The organism is Cupriavidus sp. 94F1, from assembly GCF_057798875.1.
Map to the genome: position 1 here is coordinate 192,922 of NZ_JBYOJT010000002.1, position 24,039 is coordinate 216,960.

Genomic DNA, 24,039 nt, shown 5'->3' on the forward strand with positions numbered 1-24,039 from the left:
CAGGAAACCGCCCGCATGACCCGTTCCACCAAGATCGTCGCCACGATTGGCCCCGCGTCCAGTTCGCTGGAAGTGCTGACCCGCATGATCGGGGCCGGTGTCGATGTGGTGCGCCTGAACTTCTCGCACGGCACGGCGCAGGACCATATCGACCGCGCCGCGCTGGTGCGTGAGGCCGCCACGGCCTGCGGCCGCGAGGTGGCCATCATGGCCGACCTGCAGGGCCCCAAGATCCGCGTCGGCAGGTTCGAGAACGGCAAGGTCACGCTGAAGGCCGGCGACCCGTTCGTGCTGGACTCGAACTGCGAGACCGGCAACCAGGACCGCGTGGGGCTGGACTACAAGGACCTGCCGCGCGACGTGGGCCCGGGCGACGTACTGCTGCTCAACGACGGCCTGATCGTGCTGGTGGTGGACCGCGTGATCGGTACCGAGATCTTCACCACGGTGCGCGTTGGCGGCGACCTGTCGAATAACAAGGGCATCAACCGCCAGGGCGGCGGGCTGTCGGCGCCGGCGCTGACCGCCAAGGACATGGAGGACATCAAGACCGCCATGGCCCTGCACGCCGACTACGTGGCCGTGAGCTTCCCGAAAAACGCCACCGACATGGAAATGGCGCGCCAGCTGGCCAACGTGGCCGGCCAGCCGCACAACCACAAGGCGCGCATGATTGCCAAGATCGAACGCGCCGAGGCCATCCGCCCGGGCGTGCTCGAGGAAATCCTGAACGCGTCGGACGGCATCATGGTGGCCCGTGGCGACCTGGCCGTGGAAGTGGGCAACGCGGCGGTGCCGGCGCTGCAGAAGCGCATGATCCGGCTGGCCCGCGAGGCCAACAAGCTGACCATCACGGCCACCCAGATGATGGAGAGCATGATCGTCAACCCGGTGCCGACGCGCGCCGAGGTGTCGGACGTGGCCAACGCCGTGCTGGACGGCACCGACGCCGTGATGACGTCGGCCGAGACCGCCGCCGGGCGCTATCCGGTGGAAACGGTCGAGGCCATGGCCGCGATCTGCCTGGAGGCCGAAAAGTCCGAGGTCGTGCAGCTGGACACCGATTTCCTGAACCAGACGTTCTCGCGCATCGACCAGTCGATTGCCATGGGTGCGCTGTTCACGGCCTATCATCTAGGCGTGAAGGCCATTGCCGCGCTGACCGATTCGGGTGCCACCGCTTTGTGGATGAGCCGTCACCGCATTCATGTGCCGATCTATGCCATGACGCCCAATCTGGCGTCGCAGCGCAAGATGCAGCTGTACCGCAACGTGGTGCCGCTGCCGCTGCAGTCGAGTACCGACCGGGACGAGGCGCTGGAACAGGCCGAGGAACTGCTGCTGGCGCAGGGCGCCGTGCAGCATGGCGATTTCATTGTGCTGACGATCGGCGAGCCGATGGGCCAGGCCGGCGGCACGAACACGCTGAAGATCGTGAGGGTCGGCAGCAAGTTCAAGTAAAGATGACGTCCGATGTGGTGCGCTGCACGGACGGCGCACCGCGGATGCGCGAACCTGCCCGGCGCAGCATCGAAAAAATACCAGATACCGTTTTTTTATTCAGGAGTTAGACATGCCACTCGTATCCATGCGCCAGCTGCTGGACCATGCCGCCGAGAACAACTACGGTCTGCCGGCCTTCAACGTGAACAACCTCGAACAGGTCCAGGCCATCATGCAGGCCGCCGACGAGGTCAACGCCCCGGTGATCATGCAGGCCTCGGCAGGCGCGCGCAAATACGCTGGCGAGCACTTCCTGCGTCACCTGATCGAAGCCGCCGTGGAAGCCTATCCGCACATCCCCGTGGTGATGCACCAGGATCACGGCCAGTCGCCGGCGATCTGCAAGGCCGCCATCGACCTGAACTTCTCGTCGGTGATGATGGACGGCTCGCTGAAGGAAGACGGCAAGACCCCGGCGGACTACGAATACAACGTCGACGTGACCCGCAAGGTCGTGCAGATGGCCCATGCGCTGGGCGTGACCGTGGAAGGCGAACTGGGCTGCCTGGGCTCGCTGGAAACCGGTGAAGCGGGCGAGGAAGACGGCATCGGCGCCGAAGGCAAGCTCGACCACTCGATGCTGCTGACCGATCCGGAGCAGGCGGCCGACTTCGTCAAGGCGACCCAGCTGGACGCCCTGGCCATCGCCATCGGCACCTCGCACGGCGCCTACAAGTTCACGCGCAAGCCCACGGGCGACATCCTGGCCATCGGCCGCATCAAGGAAATCCACGCCCGCATTCCGAACACGCACCTGGTGATGCACGGTTCGTCCTCGGTGCCGCAGGAACTGCTGGCCGAGATCCGCCAGTTCGGTGGCGACATGAAGGAAACGTACGGCGTGCCGGTGGAAGAGATCCAGGAAGCCATCAAGTACGGCGTGCGCAAGATCAACATCGACACTGACATCCGCCTGGCGATGACCGGCGCGATCCGCCGCTTCTTCGCGGAAAACCCGAGCAAGTTCGACCCGCGCGAATACCTGAAGCCGGCCCGCGAAGCCGCCAAGCAGGTGTGCAAGGCGCGCTACATCGCCTTCGGTTGCGAAGGCCAGGCCAGCAAGATCAAGGCCGTGTCGCTGGCCGATATCGCCGGCCAGTACGCGTCGGGCAAGCTCGCCCAGGTCGTGCAGTAAATCGTTTCACCGCCCCGCCCGCCCGGCGCGCGGGGCGTTCGTACTTCATGGGGCTTCGCCAACCGCACGAAGCCCCGCTTGTTTTCAGCCGCAGCCGCTTTCACACCATGTCTGACGCCCTCTACGAATCCTCCATCCAGTCCCTGCCGCTGCTCGGCCACGGCAAGGTCCGCGACAACTACGCCGTCGGCGACGACAAGCTGCTGATCGTGACGACCGATCGCCTGTCGGCCTTCGACGTGATCATGGGAGAGCCGATTCCGGCCAAGGGTCGCGTGCTGAACCAGATGGCAAACTTCTGGTTCCGGAAGCTCGCGCACATCGTGCCGAACCACGAGACGGGCGTGACGGCGGAAAGCGTGGTGGCGCCCGACGAAGTGGCGCAGGTCAAGGGCCGCGCCGTGGTGGTCAAGCGCCTGAAGCCGATCCTGGTGGAAGCGGTGGTGCGCGGCTATCTGGCTGGCAGCGGCTGGAAGGATTACCAGGCCACGGGCAAGGTGTGCGGCATCGCACTGCCGGCCGGCCTGCAGAACGCGCAGAAGCTGCCCGAGCCGATCTTCACCCCGGCGGCCAAGGCCGAGATGGGCGAGCACGACGAGAACATCTCGTTCGACGAGGTGGTGCAGCGCATCGGCCGCGAACTGGCCGAAAAGATGCGCGACATCTCGATCCGCCTGTACAAGGAAGCGTCCGAGTACGCGGCCACGCGCGGCATCATCATCGCCGACACCAAGTTCGAGTTCGGCCTGGACGAAAACGGCACGCTGACGCTGATGGACGAGGTGCTGACCGCCGATTCGTCGCGTTTCTGGCCGGCCGATTCGTACCAGGTGGGCACCAATCCGCCGTCGTTCGACAAGCAGTTCGTGCGCGACTGGCTGGAAGCCGTGCGCATCGACGGCAAGCCGTGGCCGAAGACCGCGCCGGCGCCGAAGCTGCCCGATGACGTGGTGCAGAAGACCGCCGACAAGTACAAGGAAGCACTGACCCGCCTGACCGGCGAGCAGCTGCAGTAAGGCGCAAGGGACAAGAACATGAGCAATGCAGCAAAGCCGGTGGTGGGCGTGGTGATGGGCAGCAGTTCCGACTGGGACGTGATGCAGCACGCCGTGGCCATGCTCAAGGATTTCAACGTGGCGTTCGAGGCGCAGGTCGTGTCGGCGCACCGCATGGCCGACGACATGTTCCGCTACGCCGAGTCGGCGCGCAGCCGCGGCATCCGCGCGATCATCGCCGGCGCCGGCGGTGCCGCGCACCTGCCGGGCATGATCGCCGCCAAGACGATCGTGCCGGTGTTCGGCGTGCCCGTGCCGTCGAAGTACCTGCGCGGCGAGGATTCGCTGCTGTCGATCGTACAGATGCCCAAGGGCGTGCCCGTGGCCACCTTCGCGATCGGCGAAGCCGGTGCCGCCAACGCGGCGCTGCATGCGATCGCCACGCTGGCCACCACCGACGATGCGCTGGCCAGCGCACTGGAAGCGTTCCGCGCCAGGCAGACCGACGCCGCGCGCGCGATGACCCTGCCTGTCTAAGTTTCAGCCGTAACAAAAGCCCGAGCCATGCCGACCGATATCCATCCTTACCTGTCCGAAGCCCATACGCCGGAGTCGCGCGCCGAATTTGGCGTGGACGCCCCCGGCGCGCCCATCCTGCCCGGCGCCTGGCTGGGCATGCTCGGCGGCGGCCAGCTGGGCCGCATGTTCACGCACGCGGCGCAGTCGATGGGCTATCGCGTCTGCGTGCTCGACCCCGACCAGGACAGTCCGGCCGGCAACGTGGCCGACCGCCATATCTGCGCCACCTACACCGATGACGCCGCGCTGGCCGAGCTGGCCAGCCTGTGCCAGGCCGTGAGTACCGAGTTCGAGAACGTGCCGTCGATCTCGCTGGACCGCCTGGAACAGGCCGGCGTGTTCGTGGCGCCGCGCGGCTACTGCGTGTCGATTGCGCAGAACCGTATTGGCGAGAAGAAGTTCTTTGCCTCGTGCGCCGAGCGTACGGGCGTGCCGCCGGCCCCGCACTGGGTGATCCAGCACGACGCCGACGTGGACAACGTGCCCGACAACGTGCTGCCCGGCATCCTCAAGACGGCGCGCATGGGGTACGACGGCAAGGGCCAGGCCCGCGTGAAGACCCGCGAGGACGTGCGCGCCGCCTGGAAGGCCATGCAGCATGTGCCTTGCGTGCTGGAGCAGATGCTGCCGCTGGCCTACGAGGTCTCCGTGCTGGCGGCCCGCGGCGCCGACGGCACCACGGCCACCTGGCCGCTGGCCGAGAACGTGCATCGCGACGGTATCCTGTTTTCCACGACGATGCCGTCGATGAGCGTGTCAGACGACATCGCCACGCGCGCCCGCGCCGCCGCCGCCACCATCACCTCGGAAATGGGTTACGTCGGCGTGCTGTGCATCGAGTTCTTCGTGCTGACCGACGGTACGCTGGTGGCCAACGAGATGGCCCCGCGCCCGCACAATTCCGGTCATATCACGATGGATGTCTGCGAGACGAGCCAGTTCGAGCAGCAGGTGCGCGCCATGGCCCGCCTGCCGCTGGGCAGCACGCGCCAGCATTCGGCCGGCAAGATGCTGAACCTGCTGGGCGACTGCTGGTTCGAGTTCGGCCTGGAGCGCACGCCCGCCTGGGACGAGGTGCTGGTGCAGCCCGGCGCCAAGCTGCATCTGTATGGCAAGAACGACGCGCGCCCGTCGCGCAAGATGGGCCACGTGAACTGCGTGGGCGACCGGGCGGAGGCCGCGGCCGCCGCGTTCGACGCCGCCGCCACCGCCCTGCATATCCCGCTCTGAGATTCGATGTCTTCACGCATGCCCACGGCCGCCGAGCTTGACGAGGCAGTTCGCCTGCTCGAAGCCGGCCAGCTCGTGGCGTTTCCGACCGAGACCGTCTACGGCCTGGGCGCGGACGCCGAGAACCCCGAGGCCGTGGCGCGCATCTTCGCCGCCAAGGGCCGCCCGTCGAACCATCCGGTCATCGTGCATGTGGTGGATGGCGGCGACGTCAGCTATTGGACCGACGAGGTGCCCGAGGCCGCGCAGAAGCTGATCGACGCCTTCTGGCCCGGTCCCCTGACGATCATCCTGAAGCGCGCCGCGCATATTCCGGCAGCCGTGGCGGGCGGGCAGGACAGCATCGGCCTGCGCTGCCCGTCGCACCCCGTGGCCCAGGCGCTGCTGTCGCGTTTCAGGCGAGGCCGGGGCGGCATTGCCGCGCCGTCGGCCAACAAGTTCGGCCAGGTCAGCCCGACCACGGCCGAGCACGTGCGCGACGAATTCGGCGGCACGGTCTACGTGCTGGAAGGCGACGGCGTGGATGTCGGCATCGAATCGTCGATCGTTGACCTGTCGCGTCTCGATACGCTGGGCCCCGTGCTGCTGCGCCCCGGCGCGATCACGGCGGCAATGATGGCCGACGTGCTGGGCACGCTGCCGCTACCGCCCGATGCCGCCGCACCGCGCGCGTCGGGCACGCTCAAGGCCCACTACGCGCCGCGCACCACGCTGACGCTGGCGCAGGCCGAGGCCCTGCCGCAACTGCTGCATGGCTTGCCCGAGGGCGGACGGCTGGCATTTGTCGGCAAGACGTCCGCCAGCGCCGATCCGCGCTGCGTGTTCGTGGCCGCACCGGCCACGCCCGACGCCTATGCCCAGGCGCTGTACGGCCTGCTGCGCAAGCTCGACAAGGAAGGCTATCAGCGGCTGGTGTTCGAGCCGGTGCCCGATTCGCACGAATGGGACGGTGTGCGCGACCGCCTGGGCCGCGCCGCGGCGGCGTTTGAAGACAGCTGAGATGTAGACGCTGGCCCTCTCCCCCGGCCCGCAAACCGAAAGCTCTTATATGCCCCCTGGTTTTCTCCCCTCTCCCGCACGCGGGAGCGGGGCGGGGGAGAGGGCAGGCGTGTCAAATCCTCGCCACGCCCGGATCCAACCTCAAGGCGCGCCCTTGTAAACCCACTGCATCAGCGCATCGTGTGCTTCCTGGGCACCCGAGGCGTTGGGGTGGTTGATATAGGCCACCACCACATAGCGCTCGCCATTGAGCGCATCGACATAGCCGGCCAACGCGCGCACATCGGCCAGCGTGCCGGTCTTCAGGTAGGCGTTGCCTGCCGCATTGGCGCGTGTCAGGCGGTTGCGCAGCGTGCCGTCCACGCCGAGGATCGGCAGCGAATCGATCAGCACCGGCCCCACGTTGCTGGCCAGCGCCTGCTGCAGCAGGCGGGCCATGTCGTAGGCGCTGATACGCTCGTCGCGCGACAGTCCGGAGCCGTTTTCGAGCACCAGGTTCGGCATGTCCAGGCCCTGCCTGGCCAGCCACTGGTGGATCACCCGCGACGACTTGTCGGTGCTGGCCGGTCCCTTGCGATCCATTTCCGCGCCAATTGTCAGGAACAGCTGGCGGGCCATCACGTTGTTCGAGAACTTGTTGATGTCGCGCACGATATCGCCCAGCGGCTGGCCGTAGTGGCGCGCCAGCAGGAAGGCGTTGCGCGGCACCGGGCCGCTGCGCAGGCCGGGCGGGCGCGCGAAGCGGCCGCCGGCGTTCTGCCATTCGGCGACGAAGCCGCCCCAGATGAAGTCGCTGTGGCTCAGCGTGGCCAGGTTGACGATGTGCTCGCCGCAATCGGCCGCGTAGCTGCCATCGAACGATGCCACGACCGTGCCGTCCGGCTGGGGCATGATGCTGGGCGTGGCGCGCGACTTCCAGTCGCCGCAGCGGCCGTTGGCCAGCGTCATCCGGTTGTCCACGCGCAACTGCGCCAGCGCGGGCGTGACGGCCACGTCCACGGTGCGGTTGGCGGCGTCCGGGGTGATCGTGAACGACAGCGTCTTGAACGCGTAGAGCAGGGCGTCCGGATTCACGTTGTAGGCGCGCTGCGTCTCGCCGTCGATGGTGTAGCTGCCGTCCATGCCGTCGGCAAAGAAGCTGCGGTCGAGCACCACGTCGCCGTTGATGGTGGTGGCGCCAGCGGACCGGGCCGTGGCCACCAGCTTGGCCATTTCCTCGGGCACGAGCTTGGGGTCGCCCCGGCCGCGCAGATAGACGTTGCCGTTGATCGTGCCATCGGGGCCGGGCTGGTTGTCGGCGTAGAGCGATGTCAGCCAGCGGAAATCGGGCCCCAGCAGCTGCAGGCCGGCGAAGGTGGTGACCACCTTCATCGTCGAGGCCGGATTCATCGGCGTCTCGGCGTTCCAGCTCACGCGCGCCTGCGGGGCGCCCACCTTGACCACGTAGAAGCTCGCGGCGGACAGCGGCACATGGGCGCGGCGCAGCGCGGCGGTCACGGTGGCCGGCAGGCCGCTGCGCGCGGCGGCGGGATCGGCGGGTTCGGCCTTGGCACGGGCGGCACCGGCTGTCGCGGCGACGGCCGTGGCGGCTGTGGCGGCGCGGGCGGCCTTGGCATTCTTGACGGGTTTGGCCTGGGCTGCGGACAGACCGAGGATGAGCAGCGTGGCCGCGACGACGGCGGGCGACAGGCTGCGACGGAGCAGGGGCGGGCGGATGGGCATGGCGAGCATGTTAACGCATGGCCCATGCGTGCCGGGAGACGTCATGCGGCCGTTTCAGGCCGCATTTCGTGAGCGAGGTCGACTACGCGGCGCTCGGTACGCTCAGTTGGCCGACTGACAATCGGGTGCCGACGGAGACGCCGACGGCGTGGCATTCGGAATCGGGAAGATCGCGTCGTAGGCCCAGTTGTAGAAGAACGCGTAGACCATGTAATAGCCGGCCACGGCAATGTCCATGATGAAGGCTTCCACCAGGCCGATCTTCAGGTACCACGCCACCGACGGCAGGAACACGATCAGCAGCCCGCCTTCGAACAGGATCGCGTGCAGCACGCGGATCGGCGTCGACTTCTTGAGCTGGCCCGTGAAGCGCAGCATCGCGCGGTCGAACAGGATGTTGTAGATGTAGTTCCACGTGGCGGCGATCAGGGCCGCCACCGCGCCAACGATGCCCATCTGGTGCAACTCGTACCCGAACACCAGGCTGGCCAGCGGCGCGAATGCGATCAGACCGATCACCTCGAAACCGACGGTGTGACGAATACGGTCTGCAGTGGTACGCATGAGGCTCTCCAATTTCAGCGAATTTCAACGATAGACGGCATTCTATCGGCGAGACAGCTGATCGCAAGTTGGATACCATCTGAAAATACGATAGATGGCGGCGAAACGCGCCGCATTTCCCCATGTCTCTCTCCTTCGACCAACTCCAGGCGTTTGCGGCCGCCGCGGAGACCGGATCGTTCTCTGCCGCCGCCCGCCAGCTTGGCAAGGCCCAGTCGGTCATCAGCGCCGCCGTGGCCAATCTGGAAGTCGATCTCGACGCCACGCTGTTCGACCGCAGCGCCCGCTACCCGGTGCTGACACCGGCCGGCGAACGGCTGCTGCTGGAAGCGCGCGTGATCCTGGAACGCTGCGAGCATTTCCGGGGCGTGGCCAAGAGCCTGGGCGAGGGGGTGGAGTCGCGCCTCACGCTGGCCGTGGACGAGTTGTATCCCGAAGAAACGCTGGGCGAACTGCTGACCGAGTTTTCCGAGCGATTCCCCTCGGTCGAACTCGAAATCCTGTTCCCGCTGATGGAGGACGTCAGCCGCCTGGTGCTGAGCCAGTGCGCGGACCTGGGCATCATGTGGCGCCAGGAAATCCTGCCGCCGGAACTGGGCTTTCACGCGCTCGGCTGGGTGCCGATGCCGATCATCTGCGCACCCGACCACCCGCTGGCCGCCCAGCCGCGCGTGGATTTCGAGGAACTGAAACGCTACCGCCAACTGATGGTGGCCACGCGCAGCGACAGCGAGGAAAAGAAACGCCTGCGCGTGGCCGCCGAAGTCTGGTGGGTGGAAAGCCAGTGGGTCATCGTCGAACTGGTCAAGCGCCGCCTGGGCTGGGCGTTCGTGCCCTGGCACGTCGCCGCCAACTCGCCGGCGGCAGCCGGGCTGGTGTCGCCGCAACTGACATTCCAGGACCAGGACTGGCCCGTCGCCATGGAAATCGTCTGGCACAAGCAGCGACCCCTGGGCAAGGCCGCCACGTGGCTGAAGGAACGGGTCAGCCAGCAGGCGTTACCGGTGCCGGAGGGGCGGTAGACGCGCGCGGGAGAAACGCATTGCCGATCACGCCATATTTGATGATTCGCATGAAACGCTGCATTTGGATGGTCTACGGCAGACGGAAGGTCGCCGCATCGATATAGATACTTGCATTTCAACGCAAGGAGGTAACGATGCGGGTATCTGTCTTGTCGTACATGCGCGCGGCCATGCTGGCGGCGATGTTGATGCTGGTAGTGGGGTCGGCATTCGCCACGCCGCCAGCCTTTGTCTATCGCGGTTCGAATGTGCCGCCGGAACAGGTGTTCCACAATGGCTTCCCGAGCCCGGGAACCAACAACGACGTGTACGACCACGTGGGCGGCAGCTCATGCATGGAGAGGACCTCCGCGTTCGTTCCGACGTCGGCACAGGAATCCGTTGCGCATCAGTTTGCCAGCCGATGGCTGGTCGGGCGCGGCAGCCGCAGTTATGTGTATCGCATTCGGGCCACGGCGAGGTTCTATAGCGCCTATGCGTCGTTGCGGGACGCGTACACGCGACTGGGGAACGTGATTTTCCGGACCACCGCCGAGCGTTTCCGGCACGAGGACGAATGGATGGCGTACAGCGGCGTGCCGAACAACCTGGTGGAATCCGTCCAGATATTCGAGCGCAATGCCGACACGGGGCAAATGGAAGTCGTCGCCGAGCAGCGGAATCCGGCTTACGTCGCGGGGAACACAGTGGCGAACCAGCATCCGTTCTTTATTCGCAGGGCCCCGACCAGTACGGTGCAGCTTGTAACCCCCGCGTTGCCCGGCACATCGGGTGCGCTTGCTTCGGTCTGTTCGCTCTGCAACATCACCGAGGAAGAAGAGGAGGATCGCCGCCGCAAGCGGTCGGCGGACGCTTCCACCCAGGCCAAGGCCTGCAATTACTTTTCGATTCGCGAAGACGACTCGCCGGCGTCGGTTGTCGATCCGATCACCGGCAAGGAAGTCAAGCGTTATGTGCCGTGGCAGACGCGCGTCAAGCGCAATGGCTATTCCAGCATCGAGACGCCTCTGGGGTGTCAGACGGTGACGGGCGACGCACCGCTGGCCGATCTGGTCGCCGTCAAGTGTGATGGCCTGCGGAATGTCAGAAGATTCCGGGTTTCCATCGGGGCAGGAGGTAAGGCCAACACATGGGTGGACAAAAGCTTCGACGATGGGGTCGAGGGCGAATGGTGGGGTCGCAAAAGCTCGGAAATTCCGGTCGTCAATACGCGTTACACGCTGGCCGACTACGGCTATTCGATCTATGACGTCTTCAGCAATACCACCGGCAACTGGTGGTCGGGGCTGACGGTACGGCCGTTTTACCCCGATCTGCCGTACACCGAATCGGGCGTGTGTGCCTATGACGCGGCCGGACACAAGACCTTGCTGCTGTGTCTGCCGCCGAGCGGCATTGTTGCCCGGCTGGAAGGCCGCAGCAACAATGCGATCAGCTCCATCGAGGCGCCTGCCGATCATGCCTACAAGATCTGCGAAGACGCCGGCTTTGCCGGGCGATGCCATATCCTGAGAGGCGACGCGAGTCAGACAGATTTGAGCCGATTGGGAATGAACGACAATATCTCGAGCATCCGGGCCTGCTACAAGCCCGTACCCAATACCTGGCAGCCTGCCCCGAACAATCGCGGCCTGATCGGCACGGTCTATTACCAGGTCGAGGCAACGTCCGGGCTGCGCGAGTACTACCAGCTCAACAAGAGCAGCTATGGCCCGATGCCGGCCAACCAGCGCAGCAACGCCGACTGGACCTACCTCCCGGACTACGACGAGTGCTGATCCGGGGCGGACGCCGATGACGGCGGCGCGGGCTGTTGCTGCGCCGCCTCGGCGTCATACCCATGCCATCCGCCTCCCAGCGCCTTGATCAGTGTGATGGCGGCCGTGTACTGGCGATCCATGATGCGCAGCGTCGTGGTTTCGGCGGTGTAGGCCGCCGTCTGGGCGGTCAGCACGTCGAGCAGGCCGGCGGTGCCGGCCTTGTAGCGGTTGTTGACCAGCGACAGCGCCTCGCGCGCGGAGCGCAGGGCGTCGCCCTGGACCACGGCTTCCTGCTCAAGCACGCGTGCCGAGGCCAGGTTGTCTTCGACTTCCTGGAAGGCGCTCAGCACGGTCTGGCGATAGTTGGCCACGGTCTGGTCGTAGGCGGCCACGGCCTGCGCCTTGGCGGCACTGCGCAGGCCGCCGTCGAACACCGTGCCGGCCAGGCCGGCGCCGACGGACCACACGCGGTCGGGTAGCGACAGCCAGCGCGCCAGCGTGCTGGCCGTGAGGCCGCCCGTGGCCGACAGCGACAGGGTGGGATAGTAGGCCGCCTGCGCCACGCCGATATCGGCATTGGCCGCCGCCATGCGGCGTTCGACCGCGGCGATGTCGGGGCGGCGTTCCAGCATTTGCGAAGGCACGGCCACTGGCACCACGGGCACCGGTGTCTGCAAATCGGCCGGCGCGATGTTCAGTTCCGAAGGCGGCCGTCCGACCAGGATGGCGATGGCATGTTCGAGCTGCGCGCGGCTGATCTGGATATCGAGCTGCTGGGCCTGGGCCGACTTGAGCTGTGTTTCCGACTGCAGCACGTCAGAGCGTTGCGCGGTGCCGGCCTTGTACTGGTTCTGCACCAGTTGCAGCGACCTGGCGTAGTCGGCCACGGTGCGATCGAGCAGCGCGCGCTGGGCGTCGGCCACGCGCAGCGAGAAGTAGCTCTGCGCCAGCGTGGCCTGCGTGGACAGCAGCGTCGATGCCAGGTCGGCCTGGCTGGCCTGCGCGCCCGCTTCGGCGCTTTCCACCTGGCGGCGGATGCGGCCCCAGATATCGATTTCCCAACTGGCCGACAGCGTGGCGTTCTGGCCGTCGACCACATGCCCGGCCGCGCTGGACTTGCCGCGCGATACGCCGGCATTGGCGCCCACCGTCGGGAAATAGCCGGCGCGTGCGGCCGCCAGCGATGCGGTGGCCTGGCGGTAGATCGCCTCGGCTGCCTTGATGTTCTGGTTCGACACCTGCACCTGCGATATCAGGTCGTCCAGCGTGGGGTCGTTGAACACGCGCCACCAGTCGGGGCGGCCGGCGGCGTCCTGCGGCTCGGCGGTCTTCCAGTCGCCGGTCCAGGCGGGCATGGCGTCGCTGGCTTCCTTGAAAGCCTTGGGGACGGGCGCGTCGGGACGCTTGTAGTCGGGGCCGACCGCGCAGCCGGCCAGCAGGGCACAGGCCAGGGCCACCACCGAAAATGAATAGGAGCGTTGGAACATGGCGGATGAATTCTTCAGTGTTCGAGTTGCGGCGCGGCGCCGCGTTGCTGCCGGCGTGTGCGCCAGGCATTGACCTTCAGGCGCCAGCGGTCGAGCGTCAGGTAGACCACCGGCGTCGTGTAGAGCGTCAGCAACTGGCTGACCACCAGGCCGCCGACGATCGAGATACCCAGCGGCGCGCGCAGTTCGGCGCCATCGCCGCGACCCAGCGCCAGCGGCACCGCGCCCAGCAGCGCGGCGGCCGTGGTCATCATGATCGGCCGGAAACGGAGCAGGCAGGCGCGGTAGATGGCGTCGCGCGGGCTCAGGCCGTCGCGCCGTTCGGCGTCGATGGCGAAGTCGATCATCATGATGGCGTTCTTCTTGACGATGCCGATCAGCAGGATCACGCCAATCAGCGCGATGATGCTGAACTCGGTCTTGAACAGCAGCAGCGCCAGCAGCGCGCCCACGCCCGCCGACGGCAGCGTCGACAGGATCGTCAGTGGGTGAACGTAGCTCTCGTAGAGTATGCCCAGCACGATGTAGATCGTGATGATGGCGGCCAGGATCAACAGCGGCTGGCTCTTGAGCGAATCCTGGAAGGCCTTGGCGCCCCCTGCGAAGTTGGCCTGCAGCGTCTCGGGTGCGCCGATCTGCGCCATGGCCAGCTTGATGGCGTCGGTGGCCTGCGACAGCGAATAGCCCTCGGCCAGGTTGAACGAGATGGTGGACGCGGCAAACTGGCCCTGGTGATTCACGCCCAGCGGCGTGCTGGTGGGCGTCACGCGCGCGAAGGCCGATAGCGGCACGCGCTTGCCGCCGCCGGTGACCACGTAGATGTCCTGCAGCGCATGCGGGCCCTGCAGGTATTCCGGGCTCAGCTCCATGACCACGCGGTACTGGTTCAGCGGGTGATAGATCGTCGACACCAGCCGCTGCCCGAACGCGTCGTTCAGGATGGCATCGACCTGCTGGGCCGTGACGCCGAGCTTCGATGCCGTATCGCGGTCGATGATGACCGACGTTTGCAGGCCCTTGTCGTTGGTGTCGGTGTCCACGTCCTCCAGGCCCTTGATGTTCGAAATCGCCGCGCGCACCTTGGGTTCCCATGCGCGCAACACATCGAGGTCATCGGACTGCAGCGTGAACTGGTAGGCCGAACTGCTCTGGCGGCCGCCGATGCGGATGTCCTGCACCGGCGTCAGGAACAGGCTCGCGCCGGGCTCCCTGGCCAGCTTGCCGCGCAGCCGCGCCACGATCTGGTCGGCTGTCTCCTTGCGCTCGGACAGCGGCTTGAGCGTGACGAACATCTGGCCCGTGTTGCGCTGCGACCCACCCGTGAAGCCCGTCACGTTGACCACGGCCGGGTCCGACTGCACGATCTTGATGAAGTTGTCGAGCTTGGTGCGCATCAGCTGGAACGACGTGGCCTGGTCCGCACGGATAAAGCCAATCAGCCGCCCGGTGTCCTGCTGCGGGAAAAAGCCCTTGGGCACGATCACGTACAGGTAGACGTTCAGCGCAATGGTCAGCAGCAGCACGATCCAGACCACCGGGCCATGGCGCAGCGCCACGCCCAGCGTGCGCGCATAGCCGTTCTGCAGGCGCACGAACAGGTGTTCCGTGGCCCGGTGGAAGCGGCCCTGCGTCTCCTCATGCACCGGGCGCAGCAGCCGGGCGCACATCATCGGCGTGGTGGTCAGCGAGACCACCAGCGACACCAGGATGGCCACCGACAGCGTAATTGCGAATTCCTGGAACAGCCGGCCCACGATGCCACCCATCAGCAGCAGCGGGATGAACACCGCGATCAGCGACAGGCTCATCGACAGCACCGTGAAACCCACTTCGCGCGCACCGCGCAGCGCGGCGGCCAAGGGCTTCATGCCTTCCTCGATGTGCCGCGAGATGTTCTCCAGCACCACGATGGCGTCATCGACCACGAAGCCCGTGGCGATCGTCAGTGCCATCAGCGACAGGTTGTTCAGCGAGAACCCGGCCAGGTACATGATCGTGAACGTGCCCACCAGCGACACCGGCACGGCTACGCTCGGGATCAGCGTGGCGCGCACGTTACGCAGGAACACGAACACCACCATGATGACCAACGCCACCGAGATCATCAGCGTGTGCTCCACCTCGCGCAGCGACGCGCGGATGGTGGGGGTGCGGTCCATCATCACGTCCAGCGAGATCGTGGCCGGCACCATCTTGCGCAACTGCGGCAGCAGGTCGTTGACGCGGTCCACGGTCTCGATGATGTTGGCGCCCGGCGAGCGGTTCAGCACCAGCAGCACAGACGGCTGGCCGTTGGCCGAGCCCGCGTTGCGGATGTCCTGCACCGAATCCTCCACATTGGCCACGTCCTGCAGCCGCACCGGCACCGCAAACGAGTTCGGGCCGCCGCTGTTGACGTTGCCGCCCGTGGCACCCGTGCTGATGGTGGTGGTGCCGCTGCTGGTGGTGATCGTGGTGGTGGTGACGCCGTTGACGGTCTTGGTGCTGACGTTGCCGCCCGCGGCCGCGTTGGCCGTGCTGGCGATCAGCGCGCCGGCCGATGTCGACGAATAGGTGCCCGGCGTGGCGTAGCGGATGATCAGCGGCATGTAATCCTTGGCCGCCATCGCCTGGTCGTTGGCATAGACCTGCCATGCCGTGCTGGGGTTGTCCAGGATGCCCAGCGGCCGGTTCGCGTTGGTGGCGCTGATCGTGTTGCGCACGTCCTCCAGCGAAATGCCGTAGTGGTTCAGCGCGGTCGGATTCAGCTCCACCCGCACGGCCGGCAGCGACGAGCCGCCGATCGTCACCTGGCCCACGCCCTCCACCTGCGACAGCTTCTGGGCGAGGATCGTCGACGCCGCGTCGTACAGCTGGCCGCGCGTCATCGTCGGCGACGTCAGCGCGATGATCATGATCGGCGCGTCGGCCGGGTTCACCTTGCGGTAGGTGGGGTTGTTCGGCAGGCTGGTGGGCAGCGTGGCGCGCGACGCATTGATGGCCGCCTGGACGTCGCGGGCGGCGCCGTCGATGTCGCGCGACAGGTCGAACTGCAGCGTCACGCGCGTGGAGCCCAGCGAACTGCTCGACGTGATCTCGGTCACGCCCGCGATGGCGCCCAGCGCACGCTCCAGCGGCGTGGCCACGGTGGCGGCCATGGTCTCGGGGCTGGCGCCGGGCAGCGAAGCCGAGACCGAGATGGTGGGAAAGTCCACCTGCGGCAGCGGCGACACCGGCAGCAGCCGGAACGCGGCAATGCCGGCCAGCAGGATGCCGATGGTCAGCAGCGCGGTCGCGACCGGGCGGTGGATGAAGGTGGCCGAGAGGTTCATCAGGCGTTCGGCTCCTGCGGACGCGGCGTCACGCGGTGGCCGCCGTGGCTGCCATCGTCGCCGTCGCCGCGGTCATCGTCGCCGCCGTTCGGATTGCCGAACCTGCGGACGCGCCAGTCCTTGAGGCGGTATGCCACGCGGTCGAACGCCAGGTAGATCACCGGCGTGGTGAACAGCGTCAGCACCTGGCTGACCAGCAGGCCGCCCACCATCGTGATACCCAGCGGCCGGCGCAGTTCCGAGCCGATGCCGGAGCCCAGCATCATCGGTAGCGCCGCCAGCAGCGCCGCCATGGTAGTCATCAGGATGGGCCGGAAGCGCAGCAGGCAGGCCTGGAAGATGGCGTCGTACGGCTTCATGCCATGCTCGCGTTCGGCTTCGAGCGCGAAGTCGATCATCATGATCGCGTTCTTCTTGACGATGCCGATCAGCAGGATGATGCCGATGATCGCGATGATGCCCAGGTCCTGCTGGAAGACCAGCAGCGCCAGCAGCGCGCCGACCCCCGCCGACGGCAGCGTGGAAAGGATCGTCACCGGGTGGATGGTGCTCTCGTACAGCACGCCCAGCACGATGTACATGGTGATCACGGCGGCCAGGATCAGCCACAGCGTGTTCGACAGCGAGGCCCGGAAGGCCAGCGCAGCGCCCTGGAATTCGGTGGACATCGAGATCGGCAGGCCGATTTCCTGTTCCACCTTGGTGATCTTGTCGACAGCGGCACCCAGCGATTCGCCCGGCGCCAGGTTGAACGAGATCGTGGCCGCCGGGAACTGCCCCTGGTGGTTGATCACGAGCGGGCCGGTGCGTTCGGAAATCCGCGCGATCGAGCCCAGCGGCACCTGTCCGCCCGACGACGACGGCAGCCGCAGTTCGGCCAGCGATGCGGGGCTGGTGCGGAATTCCGGCATGGTTTCCAGCACCACGCGGTACTGGCTGGACTGGGTGAAGATGGTCGAGATCAGGCGCTGGCCAAACGCGCTGTACAGCGCGCTGTCGATCACCGCCGTGGTGATGCCGAAACGCGCGGCGGCGTCGCGGTCGATCTCCACGAAGGCGCGCAGGCCGTTGTTCTGCTGGTCGCTGGCCACGTCGCGCAGTTCGGGCTCGCGCTGCAGCCGTTCGACGAGCTTCGGCACCCATTCGGCCAGCACGGTGGGGTCGGGATCTTCCACCGTGAACTGGTACTGGGTGCGCGCCACGCGGTCTTCGATCGTCAGGTCCTGCACGGGCTGCATGTAGAGCGACACGCCGCCAAGCTTGTGCACCGCCTGCTGCAGGCGGTCGGTCACCCCGGCCATCGAATCGCGCTCGCCCTTGGGCTTCAGGTTGATCAGCATGCGCCCGGCGTTGATGGTCTGGTTGGTGCCATCCACGCCGATGAACGACGACACGCTGGCCACCGCCGGGTCTGCCAGGATCACCTTCTGCACGGCTTCCTGCTTGCGTCCCATCGACTGGAACGAACTGGTCTGCGCGGCCTCGGTGATGGCCTGGATCACGCCGGTGTCCTGAACCGGGAAGAAGCCCTTGGGCACCACCAGATAGAGCAGGCCGGTCAGCATCAGCGTGCCGACGGCCACGACCAGCGTGGCGGTCTGGCGCGCCAGCACCCATTCGAGCGCCCGGCCGTACCGGTCGATCACATTGTCGAAGAAGCGGCCCGTGGCCAGGTGGAAGCGCGACTGTTCGCTTTCCGGCACATGACGCAGCAGGCGGGCGCACATCATCGGCGTCAGCGTCAGCGACACCACCGCCGAGATCAGGATCGACACCGCCAGCGTGATCGCGAACTCGCGGAACAGCCGCCCGACCACATCGCCCATGAACAGCAGCGGAATCAGCACGGCCACCAGCGAGAACGTCAGCGAGATGATCGTGAAGCCGATCTGCTTCGACCCCTTCAGCGCGGCCTCCATCGGGGAATCGCCTTCCTCGATGTAGCGCATGATGTTCTCGATCATCACGATGGCGTCGTCCACCACGAAGCCCGTGGCGATGGTCAGCGCCATCAGCGTGAGGTTGTTGATCGAGAAGCCGGCCAGGTACATCACGCCGAACGTGCCCACCAGCGACAGCGGCACGGCCACGCCCGGGATGATCGTGGCCGACAGGTTGCGCAGGAAGACGAAGATCACCATCACCACCAGCGCGATGGCCAGCAGCAGCTCGAACTCCACGTCCTTGACCGAGGCGCGGATCGTGGTGGTGCGGTCGGTCAGCACCTGCGCATGGACCGAGGCCGGCAGCGCCGACTGCAGCTGCGGCAGCAGCGTCTTGATGCGGTCCACCACCTCGATCACGTTGGCGCCCGGCTGGCGCTGGATATTGACCACGATGGCCGGCTTGGCATTGGCCCACGCGGCCAGGCGGCTGTTCTCGGGGCCGTCGATGATGTCGGCCACGTCGGTGATGCGGATCGGCGCGCCGTTCTGGTAGCCGATGATGATCTGCCGGTACTCGTCGGCCGACTTGAGCTGGTCGTTGGCGTCGATGGTCGAGGCGCGGGACGGGCCGTCGAAGCTGCCCTTGGCGCCGTTGACGTTGGCGCTGCCGATGGCGGTGCGCAGGTCGTCGATCGACATGCCCAGGTTGGCCAGCGCCGTCGGGTTGGCCTGGATGCGCACGGCGGGGCGCTGGCCGCCGCTGATGGTGACCAGGCCCACGCCCTGGATCTGCGAGATCTTGGCGGCCACGCGGGTGTCCACCATGTCCTGCAGCTTGGGCAGCGGCAGGGTGTCGGACGTCATCGCCAGCGTCATGATCGGCGCGTCGGCCGGATTGACCTTGCTGTAGACGGGCGGCATCGGCAGGTCGGCGGGCAGCAGGTTGCCGCCGGCGTTGATGGCGGCCTGCACCTCCTGCTCGGCCACGTCCAGCGACAGCGTCAGCTCGAACTGCAGCGTGATGACCGACGCGCCGCCCGATGACGACGACGACATCTGCTTGAGGCCCGGCATCTGGCCGAACTGGCGCTCCAGCGGCGCCGTGACCGACGACGTCATCACGTCGGGACTGGCGCCGGGGTACAGCGTGGTGACCTGGATGGTCGGGTAGTCGACCTCGGGCAGGGCGGAGAGCGGCAGCAGCTTGAATGCGACCAGCCCCGACAGCAGGATGGCCAGCATCAGCAGGGCCGTCGCCACCGGCCGCTCGATAAAGATGCGTGAAGGATTCATGCCGCTTCCCTGTCCTCTTCTCTTACTGCTGCGGCCGCTGGCCCACGCTGGCGCCCGGGTTCGCCGGCGTGCTGGTGGCCGGATTCGGGCTGGTGTCCGCGTCGCGCATGCGTCGGCGTTCGCCCGGTGCGCCAGCCGCTGCCGAAGCGCCCGCCCCGTCGCCGGCCGCGCCCGGTGCCGCGTGGGTGCCGCTTGCACCGCCATGCGCGCCGCTGGCGCCGCCCCAGTTGCCACGGCGGCCGCGCGCCCGCGCGGCGCTCGACGGCTGCAGCTGCGCGGCGCGCGCGGCCGGGTCCACCGCTTCCACGACCATGCCTTCCTTGAGGCGGTCCGCGCCGTCCACCACCACGCGCTGGCCGGGCTCCACGCCCTTGAGCACGGCGGTGCGGGCGCCATCGCTCGGACCCAGCGTCACCACCTGAACCTTCACGGTGTTGTCGTCGCCCACCACGTAGACAAAGGTGCCTTGCTGGCCACGCTGGATGGCGGCCACCGGAATCACGGTGGCGTCTTCCATGGTATCCACGCGGGTGCGCACGTTCACGAACTGGTTCGGGAACAGCATGCCATCGGTGTTCTGGAAGATGGCCTTGAGCTTGACCGTGCCGGTGGTGGTGTCGATCTGGTTGTCGGTGGTCAGCAGCGAACCCTCGGCCAGCTGGTTGCGCATCTGCCGGTCCCACGCCTGCACCTGGAGCTTCTCGCCGGCGTTCAGCTTCCTGAGCACGGCGGGCAGGTTGTCCTCGGGAATCGTATACAGCACGGTGATCGGCTGGATCTGCGTGATCAGGGCGATGCCATTGGTGTCGCCGGTGCTGACGATGTTGCCGGGGTCCACCTGGCGCAGGCCGATGCGGCCCGAGGTGGGCGCCACGATGCGCGTGTAGCCCAGGTTCAGCCGCGCGTTGTCGACGTTGCCCTGGTCGGTCTTGACCACGCCTTCGTACTGGCGCACCAGCGCGTCCTGCGTGTCCACCTGCTGCTTCGAGATCGAATCCTGCGCCAGCAGCGTCTTGTAGCGTTGCTGGTCCAGCCGGGCGTTCTGCAGCAGCGCCTGGTCACGGGCCAGCTGGCCCACGGCCTGGTCCAGCGCGGCCTGGAACGGGCGCGGATCGATTTCGGCCAGCACGTCGCCAGCCTTGACCATCTGGCCTTCCTTGAACAACACCTTCAGCAGCGGGCCGGACACCTGCGCGCGCACGGTGACGTTGGCCACCGGCGTCACGTTGCCCAGGCCATTGAGCACCACATCCATGTTGCGCTTGCTGACCGTATTGACCACCACGGGCGAGCGCGGCATGGCGTTCGGCCCGCCCTGGCCGCCGGGCCCGCCTGCCCCGCGCCGGCCTGCCCCCATGCCCGCCGCCCCGCTGGCGGCGCCGGGTGTGCCGGCCGCGGCCTCCTGCGCCGCCTTGCGGTGGCTGTGCCAGTACCAGCCGGCGCCCGCCAGCACGACCATGACGGCGACGGCAATCCAGGTGCGGCGGCGCGAACGGACCGGGCCGCGTGGCGGGGTGGGGGGAATAGGTTGACCTTGTTCTGGGTGGGACATGAACGGAATCCTGGGAACCGGCACGACATAAAAGGCGCGCGTGCCAAACGGTATTCGCACAGCGACTGTGACGGCGAAGTGGCAGCAGTATGCCGCATCGCGAGGGCAGGGCGACCCGCCGTCAGGTGGGATGGCGCCCGGCGGGGCGCGTCATGGATGCAAGCATAATGTGCAGCCGTGATCCCACGTATTTCGCGGTTTCCCGCTTTTATTACAGTGGGTTACGGGCGGCTTGGGTGTAACGTCCAGAAACAAAACCGTCCCGGGCATTTGCAAGGTTGCATGCCCGTCCTGACTATCATGTGCCTATGCGTACAAACCAGCCCACACAGATTCTCGTCGTCGACGACGATCCCGAATTGCGCGACCTGCTGCGCGAATACCTGACCTCGCAAGGCTTTGCGGTGTCGGTGCTGCACGATGGCGATGGCCTGCAGGCCCGGCTGGAGCGCGAGCGCCCGGCGCTGATCGTGCTGGACCTGATGATGCCCAAGGTCGATGGCCTGACCGCCCTGCGCAACCTGCGGGCCAAGAACGACGACATCCCCGTGATCCTGCTGACCGCGCGCAGCGACGAGATCGACCGCATCGTCGGGCTGGAGATTGGCGCCGACGACTACCTGGGCAAGCCTTTCTCGCCGCGCGAGCTGCTGGCCCGCATCAACGCCGTGCTGCGCCGCAAGCTGGCCCGGCCGGCCGCCGCGCCGGAAGACCGCGAATCGATCGCCTTCGGGCCGTTCCGGGTCAATTTCCGCCAGCGCTCGCTGGAACGCAGCGGCCAGGCCGTGTCGATCAGCGATACCGAATTCGCGCTGCTGAAGCTGTTGCTGATGCATCCGCTGGAAGTGCTGTCGCGCGAGCGGATCGTCGAGCTGATGTATGGCACCGCCAACGGCATCAGCGACCGGGGCATCGACGTCCAGATCTGGCGCCTGCGCCGGCTGCTCGATGAAGACGCGCAGCGCCCGCGCTATATCCAGACCGTACGTGGCCGGGGCTACACCTTTGTGCCTGACGAAGCCGAGGACAGCGTTCCGCAATAAGGCTCCCGTCACGGAGCCTCCGCATGAAGCCAAGGCATGAAGCTAAGAATCGACACCCTGTTCGGCCGCATGGCGCTGCTGATCGCCGCCGTGCTGATGATCAGCCATTTCTCGTGGCTTGCCATCCTGCGCATGGATCGGCGCCAGCAGCAGATCGACTATTCGGTCGAACAGATGCTGTTCCAGCTGGACAGCATCCAGCGCGCCCTCGACGCCAGGCCGCCCGTGCCGCTGCCGAGCCTGGTCGAAGTGGCCGATACCGCCGCGGCGGACGAGCACGCCGGCCGCCCGCAAGGGGGGCGGCCGCGCCGCCTGGTGGACCAGTTCACGCGCCGCCTGCCGCCGGGGTCCGAAGTGCGGCTGGAGGACGAACTGTCCACGCCCCGGCTCTGGATCAAGCTGCCCAACCGCAATCGCTGGATCGCCATGCCGATCCTCTTCGTGCATAACCCGCCGCCCGACAACCGGCTGATTCCGGGCGTGGTGCTGGTGGTAGGGGTGGCCATCGTCTTCGCGCTGTTCGTGGCGTGGCAGATCCAGCGGCCGGTGCGCGATATGGCCGAGGCGGCCGAAAAGCTGTCGCGCCAGCAGGCCGTGCCGCCGCTGCGCGAGCGCGGGCCGCACGAGTTGCGCCAGCTGATCGTGCGTTTCAATCGCATGGTGGCCGACCTGTTCCGTATCGACCAGGAGCGCAACACGATGCTGGCCGGCATCGCGCACGACCTGAAGACGCCGCTGGCGCGGCTGCGCCTGCGGGCCGAGATGCTGTCGGATCCCAAGGCGGCGGCCGGTGTGACGCGCGACGTGGACTCGATGTCGGCCATCGTGGAGCAGTTCCTGACCTTTGCGCAGAGCAGCGAGTCCACGGCCCGGCCGGTGCCGGTGGACAAGCGCATTGGAGAACTGGCGGCGTCGCTGCAGGAGCAGGACAGGCAGGTGGTGCTGGAACTGACCGCCGGCGACGGCTTCCGCATGATCGCCACCCAGCTGGACCGCATCATCGGCAATCTGGTGGACAACGCGTATGCCTACGGGGCCCCGCCGGTCTATGTGGCGACGTCGCGCACCACCGAGGGCTGGTGCCTGACCGTGGAAGACCAGGGCCCGGGCATCCCGGCCGACGCCATCGAGCGTGTGACCATGCCGTTCGTGCGGCTCGACCCGGCACGCGGCGGCAATGCGCATTCCGGGCTGGGCCTGGCGATTGTCGACCGTCTGGTCCGGCAGGGCGGCGGCAGGCTGACGATCAGCAACCGCGACGAAGGCGGCCTGCGCGTGGAGATGGTGTTCCCGTTCACGGCGATGGCCCAGGCGGCCTGATCGCGCTCAAACCTTCTTCTTTTCCCCGATCCGGCTTTCCTTGCCGGCCAGCAGTTTGGCGATATTGCTACGGTGGCGGGCAATCAGCAGGATGCCGATGACCAGCACGGCGCCGGCAATGATATCCACGCCGAACATCAGCACGTAGAAGAACGGCGCGAAGATCGCGGCCACCAGGGCGGCCAGCGACGAATAGCGGAAGAAGAACGCGATGATGAGCCAGCTGGCCAGCGTGCCGGCGCCCAGCAGCGGGTCGATCGCGAACAGGATGCCCGCGGCGGTGGCCACGCCCTTGCCGCCCGCGAAGCGGTGGAATACCGGGAACAGGTGGCCCAGGAACACGGCCAGCGCGGCCAGCGCGATGCCGGTATCGTCCACGCCGTAGCCCGGGCCCAGGTGCTTGACCAGCATGATCGCCACATAGCCCTTCAGGCCATCGCCGATCAGCGTCAGGATCGCGGCCTTCTTGTTGCCGGTGCGCAGCACGTTGGTGGCGCCGGGGTTGCCGGAGCCGTAGCTGTGCGGATCGGGCAGGCCCATGACCTTGCTGACCACCACGGCGAACGACACCGATCCGATCAGGTAGGCGATGACGGCAAATATCAGGTTGACCATTGTGTGGGAATAAAGACAAG

The 24,039-nt window shown here is 66.9% G+C and carries 17 protein-coding genes; 10 read left to right on the forward strand and 7 right to left on the reverse strand.

Annotated features, from left to right (window positions below):
* Nucleotides 1-15: 15 nt before the first annotated feature.
* The 6 genes from pyk to AC3FJ6_RS04985 all read left to right on the forward strand — a co-directional run bounded on the left by pyk (nt 16) and on the right by AC3FJ6_RS04985 (nt 6,441).
* On the forward strand, nt 16-1,461 hold the full coding sequence (gene pyk / locus AC3FJ6_RS04960) for a pyruvate kinase (protein WP_153946624.1): 1,446 nt from the start codon (nt 16-18) through the stop codon (nt 1,459-1,461).
* A gap of 112 nt (nt 1,462-1,573) precedes the next feature.
* Nucleotides 1,574-2,638 (forward strand): class II fructose-bisphosphate aldolase, encoded by a 1,065-nt coding sequence (gene fba / locus AC3FJ6_RS04965; protein ID WP_488770918.1) that lies wholly within the window; start codon nt 1,574-1,576, stop codon nt 2,636-2,638.
* Nucleotides 2,639-2,745: 107 nt separating this feature from the next.
* Nucleotides 2,746-3,654, forward strand: a complete 909-nt coding sequence (locus AC3FJ6_RS04970; RefSeq protein ID WP_153946626.1) for a phosphoribosylaminoimidazolesuccinocarboxamide synthase — start codon at nt 2,746-2,748, stop codon at nt 3,652-3,654.
* A gap of 18 nt (nt 3,655-3,672) precedes the next feature.
* The gene (gene purE / locus AC3FJ6_RS04975; RefSeq protein ID WP_400393818.1) at nt 3,673-4,170 is read left to right on the forward strand and encodes a 5-(carboxyamino)imidazole ribonucleotide mutase; all 498 of its coding nucleotides are present in this window, start codon (nt 3,673-3,675) and stop codon (nt 4,168-4,170) included.
* Nucleotides 4,171-4,197: 27 nt separating this feature from the next.
* Nucleotides 4,198-5,442 carry a 5-(carboxyamino)imidazole ribonucleotide synthase gene (locus tag AC3FJ6_RS04980; protein ID WP_488770919.1) on the forward strand — a complete coding sequence of 415 codons (1,245 nt, stop codon included), beginning with the start codon at nt 4,198-4,200 and terminating at the stop codon, nt 5,440-5,442.
* 6 nt (nt 5,443-5,448) lie between these two features.
* A complete protein-coding gene (locus AC3FJ6_RS04985) occupies nt 5,449-6,441 on the forward strand; it encodes an L-threonylcarbamoyladenylate synthase (protein WP_488770920.1) in 993 nt (330 codons plus the stop codon).
* A 141-nt stretch (nt 6,442-6,582) separates the two neighbouring features.
* Here AC3FJ6_RS04985 and dacB read toward each other — a convergent pair whose 3' ends face one another.
* Both dacB and AC3FJ6_RS04995 read right to left on the reverse strand, forming a co-directional pair.
* A complete protein-coding gene (gene dacB / locus AC3FJ6_RS04990; RefSeq protein WP_488770921.1) occupies nt 6,583-8,172 on the reverse strand; it encodes a D-alanyl-D-alanine carboxypeptidase/D-alanyl-D-alanine endopeptidase in 1,590 nt (529 codons plus the stop codon).
* 93 nt (nt 8,173-8,265) lie between these two features.
* A complete protein-coding gene (locus tag AC3FJ6_RS04995; RefSeq protein ID WP_488770922.1) occupies nt 8,266-8,727 on the reverse strand; it encodes a PACE efflux transporter in 462 nt (153 codons plus the stop codon).
* Between the two features lie 122 nt (nt 8,728-8,849).
* Here AC3FJ6_RS04995 and AC3FJ6_RS05000 point away from each other — a divergent pair, with 122 nt between their 5' ends.
* Nucleotides 8,850-9,749: a LysR family transcriptional regulator gene (locus tag AC3FJ6_RS05000; protein ID WP_153946632.1), complete on the forward strand. Its 900-nt coding sequence runs from the start codon at nt 8,850-8,852 to the stop codon at nt 9,747-9,749.
* Nucleotides 9,750-9,886: 137 nt separating this feature from the next.
* Nucleotides 9,887-11,530 (forward strand): hypothetical protein, encoded by a 1,644-nt coding sequence (locus AC3FJ6_RS05005; RefSeq protein WP_488770923.1) that lies wholly within the window; start codon nt 9,887-9,889, stop codon nt 11,528-11,530.
* Here AC3FJ6_RS05005 and AC3FJ6_RS05010 read toward each other — a convergent pair.
* Genes AC3FJ6_RS05010 through AC3FJ6_RS05025 form a run of 4 tightly spaced genes read right to left on the reverse strand, consistent with a single transcriptional unit; the run spans nt 11,515 to nt 21,041 of the window.
* Complete coding sequence (locus AC3FJ6_RS05010) at nt 11,515-12,999, reverse strand: efflux transporter outer membrane subunit (RefSeq protein WP_488770924.1); 1,485 nt, start codon at nt 12,997-12,999, stop codon at nt 11,515-11,517. The two genes, AC3FJ6_RS05005 and AC3FJ6_RS05010, sit on opposite strands and share 16 nt — an antisense overlap.
* A 14-nt stretch (nt 13,000-13,013) precedes the next feature.
* Nucleotides 13,014-16,310 carry an efflux RND transporter permease subunit gene (locus AC3FJ6_RS05015; protein WP_488770925.1) on the reverse strand — a complete coding sequence of 1,099 codons (3,297 nt, stop codon included), beginning with the start codon at nt 16,308-16,310 and terminating at the stop codon, nt 13,014-13,016.
* Nucleotides 16,310-19,489: an MdtB/MuxB family multidrug efflux RND transporter permease subunit gene (locus tag AC3FJ6_RS05020; protein WP_488770926.1), complete on the reverse strand. Its 3,180-nt coding sequence runs from the start codon at nt 19,487-19,489 to the stop codon at nt 16,310-16,312. The genes AC3FJ6_RS05015 and AC3FJ6_RS05020 overlap by 1 nt, the downstream gene beginning before the upstream one ends.
* Nucleotides 19,490-19,511: 22 nt before the next feature.
* Nucleotides 19,512-21,041: an MdtA/MuxA family multidrug efflux RND transporter periplasmic adaptor subunit gene (locus AC3FJ6_RS05025; protein WP_488770927.1), complete on the reverse strand. Its 1,530-nt coding sequence runs from the start codon at nt 21,039-21,041 to the stop codon at nt 19,512-19,514.
* A 308-nt stretch (nt 21,042-21,349) separates the two neighbouring features.
* Between AC3FJ6_RS05025 and AC3FJ6_RS05030 the strand changes: the two genes are divergently transcribed.
* Both AC3FJ6_RS05030 and AC3FJ6_RS05035 read left to right on the forward strand, forming a co-directional pair.
* Complete coding sequence (locus AC3FJ6_RS05030) at nt 21,350-22,084, forward strand: response regulator (RefSeq protein WP_066739401.1); 735 nt, start codon at nt 21,350-21,352, stop codon at nt 22,082-22,084.
* Between the two features lie 36 nt (nt 22,085-22,120).
* A complete protein-coding gene (locus AC3FJ6_RS05035) occupies nt 22,121-23,404 on the forward strand; it encodes an ATP-binding protein (protein ID WP_488770929.1) in 1,284 nt (427 codons plus the stop codon).
* 6 nt (nt 23,405-23,410) lie between these two features.
* On the opposite strand, the gene plsY is transcribed toward AC3FJ6_RS05035, so the two are convergent.
* Complete coding sequence (gene plsY, locus AC3FJ6_RS05040; protein WP_153946639.1) at nt 23,411-24,019, reverse strand: glycerol-3-phosphate 1-O-acyltransferase PlsY; 609 nt, start codon at nt 24,017-24,019, stop codon at nt 23,411-23,413.
* Nucleotides 24,020-24,039 lie beyond the last annotated feature (20 nt).